Below are 8,803 nucleotides of genomic sequence, written 5' to 3' on the forward strand. Positions count from 1 at the left end.
CAAGTCGCGGAGATCGTTGGTGGCCTGCTGGGCCTGCTCGAGCGCCTCGGCGACGCGATCGGCGCCGGCTGACAGGTCGCCTTCGGCGAGAGCCCGCCGGGCCAATTTCAAGGTGATGACGGTGTGGACGAGGCGTTGCTGGGCGCCGTCGTGCACGTCGCGCTGGAGCCGGCGGCGGGTCTCGTCGGCCGTCGACAGGACCCGGGCGCGGGAGGCCAGCAACTGGGCCCGGCTGGCCGCGTTGCTGACCGCGGTGCCGGCGAGGTTGGCGAATCGTTGCAGACGTTCCTCGACGCCGGGTGGCAGCGGCCCGGCGGCCGAGGTGGCGGTGAGCATTCCCCACACCCGGTTCTCCACCACGATCGGCGCCGCGACCGCGGCCGCGAGACCGAAGCGGCGGGCCAGCGCGGCGTCGGGTTCCGCCCGGTAGTCGTCCACGCGTGCGGCGGTCGCCGCACGCCGGACGCGATCCGGCAAGGATCCGGGCTCGTACGCGATGCGGGTTCCGGGTGGCGCGGGTCCCCCGCTGCGGCTGATCACGATCAGCGCCGCGTCCTGCTCGTAGCGCACCAGCGTCATCGGCCGGCCGTCGAGAAGCTGCTGCGCCTCGGCCGCGACGGCCGTGAAGACCAGGTCGGAGGGCCCGCCGTCGGCGACCAGTTCCGCGACCCGCAGCAGGGCCGCCTGCTCGTCGGCCAGCGCGCGCACATCGGCCCGGGCCTGGGAACTGGCGATGGCCGTACCGGCCAGCTCCGCGAAACGCGCGAGCTTCTCCTCGATCTGCGCCGGCAGGACAACACGCCCCGCCGCCACCAGCACGCCCCACAACCGGTCCTCGGCGAAGATCGGCGCGGCCGCGCTGGACGAGAACCCCCGCCCCGCCGCCAGCCGCGGCCATGCGCCGGACATGCCGGGCAACCGGTCCGCGCGGGCCGGTCGCCCGGTCCGCCACACCCGCTGCGTGGCGCCGTCGCCCGCAGCCGGGGCACGCATACCCACCTCGACCCCGTCCGGCGGATCATGAATTGCGACGACCTGCGTGGCCCCGTCGGACTCGAAACGCAACAGCGTCGTGAACGCCACGCCGACCAGACCCGCCGCCTCGGCAACCACCGCCTCCAACACCTCACCGGGCGCCGCATCATGTGCCACCAGCCCCGCCACCCGCTGCAGCGCGGCGGCGAGCCGTTCAAGGTCCTCGCTGTTCAGTGCATCGGCCATCGCCGAGGGCCCCCTCGACCTGTGCCGGGCTCAGACACAACCCATCGTCCGCCGCGACAGCAGCGCCGGTCCAGCGTCGATCGACTGCGACCTGCGCCCGAACGACTGCAATCGTCACCCGCCGATCAGCGAAACGGTGCCCGAGGCGGGCGCGGCGACGATGGACGGGCAGGTCGGTGTGGGGGCATGCTGTCCGCATCGGCACTCGTAGCTCCGCCCCCGGCACGACGGCGACCACTGTGCCCAATTCCGGCCGTGACGGCCTTTTCGGTCGTGACGACGAGCTGCGCCTCATCACTGAGCTGATCGAGGGCGGCGCCGAGTCCGGTGGAGGGCTGCTCCTGCGGGGTGACGCCGGCATCGGCAAGTCCTCGCTGCTCATCGCCGCTGTCACCGTCAGCACCTCGATGGGGCGGGAGGTGCTGCGGACCACCGGTGTCGAGGCGGAGGCCGAACTGCCGTTCGCCGGGTTGCATCAGCTGCTGCGCCCACTGATGGCGGCCGTCGATCACCTGCCGATCACCCAGCGCCGGGCGCTGCTGACCGCGTTCGGCGCCGACGACGGCCCGCCACCCGAGCCGTTCATGATCGCGCTGGCCGCGCTGAACCTGATCACCGAGGCGGCCGGGCGCCGCCCGGTGGTCATCGTGGCCGACGACGTGCACTGGCTGGATCGCTCGACCCACGAGGTGCTGGCCTTCGTGATCCGACGGATCAGCGCCGACCCGGTGGTGCTCGTCGGCGCGATCCGGACGGGGCACGACGGGCCGTTGCTGCACGCCGGCGCGCCGCTGATCGAGCTTTCCGGCCTGCCCGACGCGGCCGCCCGGCAACTCGTCGCGGTCACGGCCGCCGATCTGCCGCCGGCCGGCCGGGAACGCATCGTGCGCGAAGGTCTCGGCAACCCGCTCGCGCTGGTCGAGCTGCCGATCGCGTGGCGGGCGATAGCCGATCCCAGCACCGGGCCGCCCCGCCACCTCCCGTTGACGGCCCGGCTGGAGCGCGCCTTCGGTGGCCGGCTGGCGGCGCTGCCGCGCCTCACCCGGGACGCGCTCCTGGTCGCCGCGGTCGACCAGAGCGAGGACCTGGCGGAGATCCTGGCCGCCACGTCGCTGCTGGCCGGGGCCGAGGTCACCACGCATGCCTGGACCCCCGCGGTCGAGGCGGGCCTGGTCCGTCTCGACGAGAGCCGGGTGACGTTCCGGCATCCGCTGGTCCGGTCGGGCATCGTGCAGGCCGAAACGCTGCCGCGCCGGCAGGCGGCCAACGCGGCGCTGGCCGCCGTGCTCGACGGCGAACCGTACCGGCGTAGCTGGCATCGGGCACAGTCGATCGTCGGGCCGGACGACGAGGTCGCCGACGACCTCGAGGCCACGCACCGCATCCCGTTGTCCCGAGGCGCGGTGGCCGCCGCCATCTGGTCCCTGCAGCGTTCGGCCCAGCTCACCACCGACGAGGCCACGCGCGGGCACCGGCTGCTGCTGGCGGCCGAGCACGCGTTCGGCGCGGGCCGGGCCGACCTGGTCGAGCGGCTGGTCGCCGAGGCCGGCGGCTGCGCCTTGTCCGCCCTGGACAGGGCTCGCCTGGAGTGGCTGCGGGAGATCCTGAACGACGGCGTGCCGGGCGACGCCCGGCGGATCCTAGAGCTGTGTGACCTCGCCCGGCGGTGTGAGCGGACCGGTGACCGGGAGCTGGCCCTCAAGCTGCTGCACGGCGCTGCGCTGCGGGCCTGGTGGGCGCCGGCCGGCCGGGCCGCCCAGGACGCCGTCGTGGCGACGGCGAACGGCCTGCCCGGAGTGGGCGACAACCCCTGGTACCTCGCTGCCATCGCCGTCGCTCATCCCACCCAGGAGGGGCCGGCCGCCGCCGCCGCACTCGCCCGCGTCGTACCGGACGAGGTCACCGATCCGTACGCGCTGTTCCTGTACGGCATGGCCGCCCACGCCATCGGTCACTCGGAGTCAGCGGTCGCCTTCCTGGGCCGGGCCGAACGGCGGCTGCGTGACTCGGGCCGGCTGGGCCTGCTTTCCCAGGTGCTCACCATGCAGGTGATGGACCGGATGGAACTGGGCGACTGGGAACAGGCGAGGACGGCCGTCGAGGAGGCGCGGCATCTGGCCGCCGACACCGGCCAGGCGATCTGGGACACCGGCTCCCTGGTGAACAACGCCATGGTCCTCAGTCTCAGCGGCGACCTCGACCAAGCCCGGTCCATGGCGGACCGGGTCGAACAGGCGGCCGGCTCGCGACGGCTGAACAACCTTCTGGCCTGTGCCCGGCTTGCCCGTGGTTTCTGCGACTTACGCAGCGGCCGGCCCGCCGACGCGTACGGCCACTTCCGTCGCATGTTCGATCCCGCCGAGCCGGCCTTTCACGAGTCCGAACGGATCCACGCCGTGGCGCCGCTGGCCGAGGCCGCCCGCGGCGCGGGACTCGAGGAGGAGGCCCGCCTTGTCCTGGCCGGTTTCGAGGGGGTGGCCCGGCACGTGCCGGTACCCGCTCTGCACATCCACTTGGAGTACGCCCGGGCTGTGCTCGCTCCGGACGAGGACGCGGCCGAACCGCTGTTCAAGGCGGCCCTGTCCCGCGATCTCACCGGCTGGCCGTGGCACCGCGCCCGGCTCGAGCTCGCGTACGGCTCCTGGTTGCGCCGGCGACGCCGGACGACCGCGTCTCGAAGTCCGCTGCGGACCGCCCGTGCCGTCTTCGAGCGCATCGGTGCGACCTCCTGGGCCGACCAGGCCGCCTCCGAGCTCCGTGCCGCCGGGGAACGTCCCGCCGTCACCGGACAGCCCGGCCGCGACCTTCTGACCGCCCAGGAGCTGCAGGTCGCCCGTCTCGCCGCGGCCGGTCTGTCCAACCGGGAGATCGGCCAGCAGCTCTACCTCTCACCGCGTACCGTCGGCTCGATCCTGTACCGCCTGTTCCCGAAACTCGGCATCTCCTCCCGCACCCAACTGGCGACGAGGCTGGGCGCCGCGACGCCTCGATGACGGCCGCGACCGGCTTCGCTGCGGGATCTGATCGCCACGGCGTTGGTAGCGTGGGCGAAATGATCGGGGGCGCTGAGCACGACGACGAGGAGCTGGAACTCTTCGGCCGCGGCCGGGAGCAGAGCCTGGTGCGGAACCTCCTGGAAAGCTGTCTGCGGTCGAACGGCTCCACCATGGTGCTGCGCGGGGCCGCCGGGATCGGCAAATCGGCCGTCCTGCGTCTGGCCGGGGCTCAGGCCCGGCAACAAGGGATGTCCGTGCTCACGGTGACCATGGTGCCGACCGAGACGCACCTGCCGTACGCCGCCGTCGATGAGCTTCTGGGGCGGCTGCCGGCTGAAGCGGGCAGCCTGGGGGAGGCGGCGAGCGGCCCGGAGGGCGACGCCGGCAGCCCGGCCGAGCGGTACCAGTTGGCGCGGGCGGCCCTCAACCGCGTCACCGGGTCCACCGGTGCGGGACGGGTGCTGATCATCGACGATGCGCAATGGCTCGACCGGGAGAGCTGGGACATACTCGCCTTCATCGGCCGGCGCGTGGCCGATGACAGGGTGTGCCTGCTGATGGGACTGCGGGACGGCGAGGAGGCCGAGGCGCTGCTGGCCGGCTCGGGACTGCCGGAGCACCGGCTCGAGCCGTTGCCGGCCGGCGCGGCCCTCGCGCTGCTACGGAGGTCCGCTCCCGGGCTGGCGCCCGAACTGACGCAACGGGTGCTCCGCGAGGCGGCCGGAAACCCGCTGGGCCTGGTCGAACTCGGCGTCGCCGCGAGCCGGTGGGACGGCAGCGACCTGCTGTCCGAGGACCTTCCGCTCACCGAACGGCTGGAACGCACGTACGCGCTGACGATCTCGCGCCTGCCGGCGCTGACCCGCTCCCTTGTTCTGATCGCTGCCCTGGACGAGACCGTGGACCTGGGTGAGGTGCTCGCCGTCGCGCGCCGCCTGCACGGGCCGGCCGTGACCGTCGACGACTTCCAGGCGGCGGTCGCCGCGGGGCTCGTCGTCGCCGACGCGGAGACAGTGCGGTTCCGGCACCCGCTGATCCGCTGGGCCGTCACCCGGTCGGCTCCGGCGGCGGTCCGGCTGGCCACCCACGCCGCCATCGCCGCCGTTCTGGACGGCCAGGAGGCACGGCAGGTCTGGCATCTGGCCGCCGCGACCGTCGACACCGACGCCGAGGTGGCCGACCGGCTGGCCGGCCTGGCCGAGCACGCGGAAACGGCCGGTTCGCTGGGCTCGGCCCTGCGGGCCTGGGAACGTTCGGCACGGTTGACACCCGATGGGCCGCTGCGCGCACGGCGGATGATGCGAGCCGTGCACACCGGGATCGATTTCAGTCAGTTCGCGAAGACGGAGAGCCTCATCGAGGACATCGACGAAGGCCAGCTTGCTCCGGCGGAACGGACCGAACTGGAATACCTGCGGTTGATGTCGACCGGCGTCCAGTGGCCCTACGAGCAGACCTTCGCTCTGCTGGCCGGCCTCGCGGCCCGGCTGAAGGCACAAGGCCGCACCGAGCTGGCCCTTCGGAGTCTGATGACGATGAGTGTCTTGTGCTGGTGGGTCGATCTGAGTACGTCAGCGCGGGATCAGATCGTGCGGATCGTCGAGGAGATGGACCTGCCCGAACTGGACCCTCGTCACGTCGCCCTGATCGCCCTGGTGTCGCCGATCGAGCACGGCCGGGTGTCGCTCGACCGCATCCGCCGCATCCTTCTCTCGCCCACACCGGAAGTCGTGGCGGCGCACCACCTCGGGCTGGCGGCCAGCGGCGTCGGCGATCTGCGGTCCTCGCTCGCCTTCCTCCGGACGGCGCTCGTGTCGATCCGCAGACGAGGGCTGCTGACCCTCCTGCCGCAGGTGCTGGGCTCCCAAGCGCTCGTCGCGGCCCTGCTCGGCGACGTTCAACTCGCCCTGACCTCGGCCGAGGAAGTCCAGCGGACGGCATCGGAGACGAACCAGACGACGTGGTACGTCGAGGGTGTGCTGTTCGCGGCGTTCGCCCGGGCGCTGCGTGGTGACGACGACGACGGCGTGCTGGCGACCGCGGACGAGATCGAGCGGCAGGCTCTGGCGGTGGGGTCCCGGCTCCTGCTGTGCCAGGTCGCCCTGATCCGAGGGGTGGCCAACCTCGCCGCCGGGCGGCCGGCGGCGGCGGTGGACGAGCTCAGCACCCTGTTCGATCCGGCCGACCTGCACTATCACGAGTTCGCGCGGCTGTGGGCCTTGCCGCATCTAGCCGAGGCGGCGTCCCTGTCCGGGCGCTTCGATGAGCTCCGCACGATCGCCGCCGTGTGCGAGCCGATCGCTGAGAAGGCGGGCTGGCCCGTCCTGCGGGCGAACATCGCCTACGCGTCGGCTCTGCTCGCTCCGGACGACGAGGCGGACGCGGCCTATCGCGCCGCCCTGCCCCGGATCTCCGCGGACTTCCCGTTCGAGCGGGCGCGGTTGCAGCTGGCCTACGGCGCCTGGCTGCGCCGCCATCGCCGGGCGGCCGATTCCCGCGGGCAGCTCCGCGCGGCCCGGCAGGTCTTCCAGGCGCTGGGGACCGAGCCGTGGGCCGAACGCGCCCGCCAGGAGCTGCGAGCCTCGGGCGAGCACCCACGCCGGGCGCCGGCCGCGGCCCGGACGCTGACGCCGCAGGAGTTGCAGATCGCCCACCTCGCCGCCTCGGGACTGACCAACCCGGAGATCGCCGAGCAGCTCTTCCTGGCGTCGAGCACGGTGAGCACCCACCTGCATCGCGTCTACGCCAAGCTCGGTGTGACCGGCCGCAAACAGCTCGGCCCGGCTCTGTCCGGCGGTTGAGAGCTCGGGATATACACCATCTGATGTACGCGACGTGCCGGCCCGCGCTGAGAGCGTGTGGCCATGACGGACAGCTTCGGTGATCTTCGGCAGTCGGCCGCCGAACAGGCGGCGTTGCGCCGGGTGGCGACGTTGGTGGCATGCGGGGCGGGCCGGGCTGAGCTCTTCGAGGCGCTGGTGACCGAGGTCGGCCGGCTGATTCCAGGCACCGACGCCGCTCTGGTGCGGCTGTACCGCGACGAGACGGCCACGGTGATCGGCCGCTGGAACAGGTCGACCGGATATCGGAGCATCGGGCTCAACCTCCCGTTCGGGTCCGGCACTCTGGCCCGGATGGTCTGGGACTCCCGCCGGCCGAGCCGGATCACGGCGTACGAGGAGAACGTGTCCGGTTCGCTGGCCGACGAAGTCCGCGGCTGGGGATGGCGGACAGCGGTCGGAGCCCCGGTGATCGTGAACGCGCAAGTGTGGGGTCTTACGGCCGTCGGTTCGACGAACGGCGAGGAACTTCCGCCGGGCACCGAGGATCGACTGGCGGAGTTCACCGAGTTGCTGGCCGGTGCGATCGCCGGCACGCAGGCCCGCGAGGATCTTGAACGGCTCGCCGCCGCCCTGCAGCGGGTCGCCAAGCTCGTCGCGCGCGACGCCGCACCCGGTGAGGTGTTCGAGGCGGTCGTCGCCGAGGCGGCGACCCTGGTCGGGGTGGGGTTCACGACGCTGTTGCGCTTCGAAGAGGGCGGGGCGACCGAGGTCGTGGCGACCCACGATCCGCCGCCCGGAGTAGAGGCGGGGATGCGCGCTCCGGCCGAAGGGGACGGCGCCACCCAGCGCGTCGGGCGGACCGGGCAGCCGGCCCGGACGGACCGGCTGCCCGACATGTCCGGCGTGTGGCCGCGGCTGGCACCCGGCGGCGGATATTCGTCCAGTGCGGCCGCGCCGATCGTGGCCGAGGACCGGCTGTGGGGGGCTCTGGTCGCGGCTGGGCGGGGTGCCCTGCCGCGACGGATCGAGGAGAAGCTCGCGCGTTTCGCGGAGTTGGCCGGTACGGCCATCGCCAGTTCCCAGGCCCGGGCCGATGTGCGGGCGCTGGCCGACGAGCAGGCGGCCCTGCTGCGGATCGCGGAACTGGTCGCCCGGGGTGAACCGTCGGACGTCGTCTTCACGGCGGTCGCCGCCGAGGCTCAACAGCTTCTCGACGGCCGGCCCATGACCCTCGTGCGCTTCGAGGAGGACGCGTGCCTGACGGTGATCAGTCAGAGCGACGGACCCACGCCACCCGGCACCCGGATCGGCTACACCGGCGGCACGCTGCCGGACCAGGTCCGGCGAACGGCGCGGGCTGTCCGGGTGGACGACTTCAGCACGGAACCGAACGCTGCCTTCGCCCACCGGCACGACCTCGCCGCCGGCGTCGCGGCGCCGATCGTGGTGGAGAGCCGGGTGTGGGGAATGCTCACCGCCACCTCGGCCGCCGGGCCGCTGCCACCCGGGATCGAAGGGCGGCTGCAGCGGTTCGCGAATCTGCTGGGCACCGCGGTCAGCAACGCGGCCAGCCGGGCCCAGTTGCTGGCCTCCCGCGCCCGGGTCCTGTCGACGGCCGACGAGACCCGCCGCCGGCTGCAACGCGACGTGCACGACGGCGCCCAGCAACGCCTCGTCCACACCGTCATCACCTTGAAGATGGCCCGGCTGGCCCTGGCCCGGCAGGATTTGCCGGCCGTTGCCGACCACATCGAGGAAGCGCTCAGTCATGCCCAGCGGGCCACCGGCGAGCTCCGGGACATC

General features: G+C 73.0%; 4 protein-coding genes. 3 read left to right on the forward strand and 1 reads right to left on the reverse strand.

Translation table 11 applies throughout. The annotated features are described in order from the left end of the window. A partial coding sequence (locus tag AB0J66_RS49615) for a GAF domain-containing protein (protein WP_364676529.1) occupies positions 1 to 1,221 on the reverse strand: 1,221 nt, incomplete at its 3' end. Between the two features lie 239 nt (positions 1,222 to 1,460). On the opposite strand from AB0J66_RS49615, the gene AB0J66_RS49620 reads away from it, so the two are divergent. From AB0J66_RS49620 to AB0J66_RS49630, 3 genes are all read left to right on the forward strand, one after another. Continuing rightward, entirely contained in the window at positions 1,461 to 4,214 is a 2,754-nt protein-coding gene (locus AB0J66_RS49620; RefSeq protein ID WP_364676531.1) for an AAA family ATPase, read from the forward strand. Between the two features lie 59 nt (positions 4,215 to 4,273). Further along, positions 4,274 to 7,018 (forward strand): AAA family ATPase, encoded by a 2,745-nt coding sequence (locus AB0J66_RS49625; protein ID WP_364676534.1) that lies wholly within the window; start codon positions 4,274 to 4,276, stop codon positions 7,016 to 7,018. A 63-nt stretch (positions 7,019 to 7,081) separates the two neighbouring features. Beyond that, on the forward strand, positions 7,082 to 8,803 hold a 1,722-nt coding region (locus tag AB0J66_RS49630), incomplete at its 3' end, for a GAF domain-containing protein (protein ID WP_364676537.1).

It is taken from the genome of Actinoplanes sp. NPDC049598, assembly GCF_040675435.1.
Classification (GTDB): Bacteria; Actinomycetota; Actinomycetes; order Mycobacteriales; family Micromonosporaceae; genus Actinoplanes.

What these genes read in the sequence shown, in the direction of transcription:
- AB0J66_RS49625 (WP_364676534.1), top strand. Translation starts at nt 4,274, where the DNA reads ATGATCGGGGGCGCTGAGCACGACGACGAGGAGCTGGAACTCTTCGGC.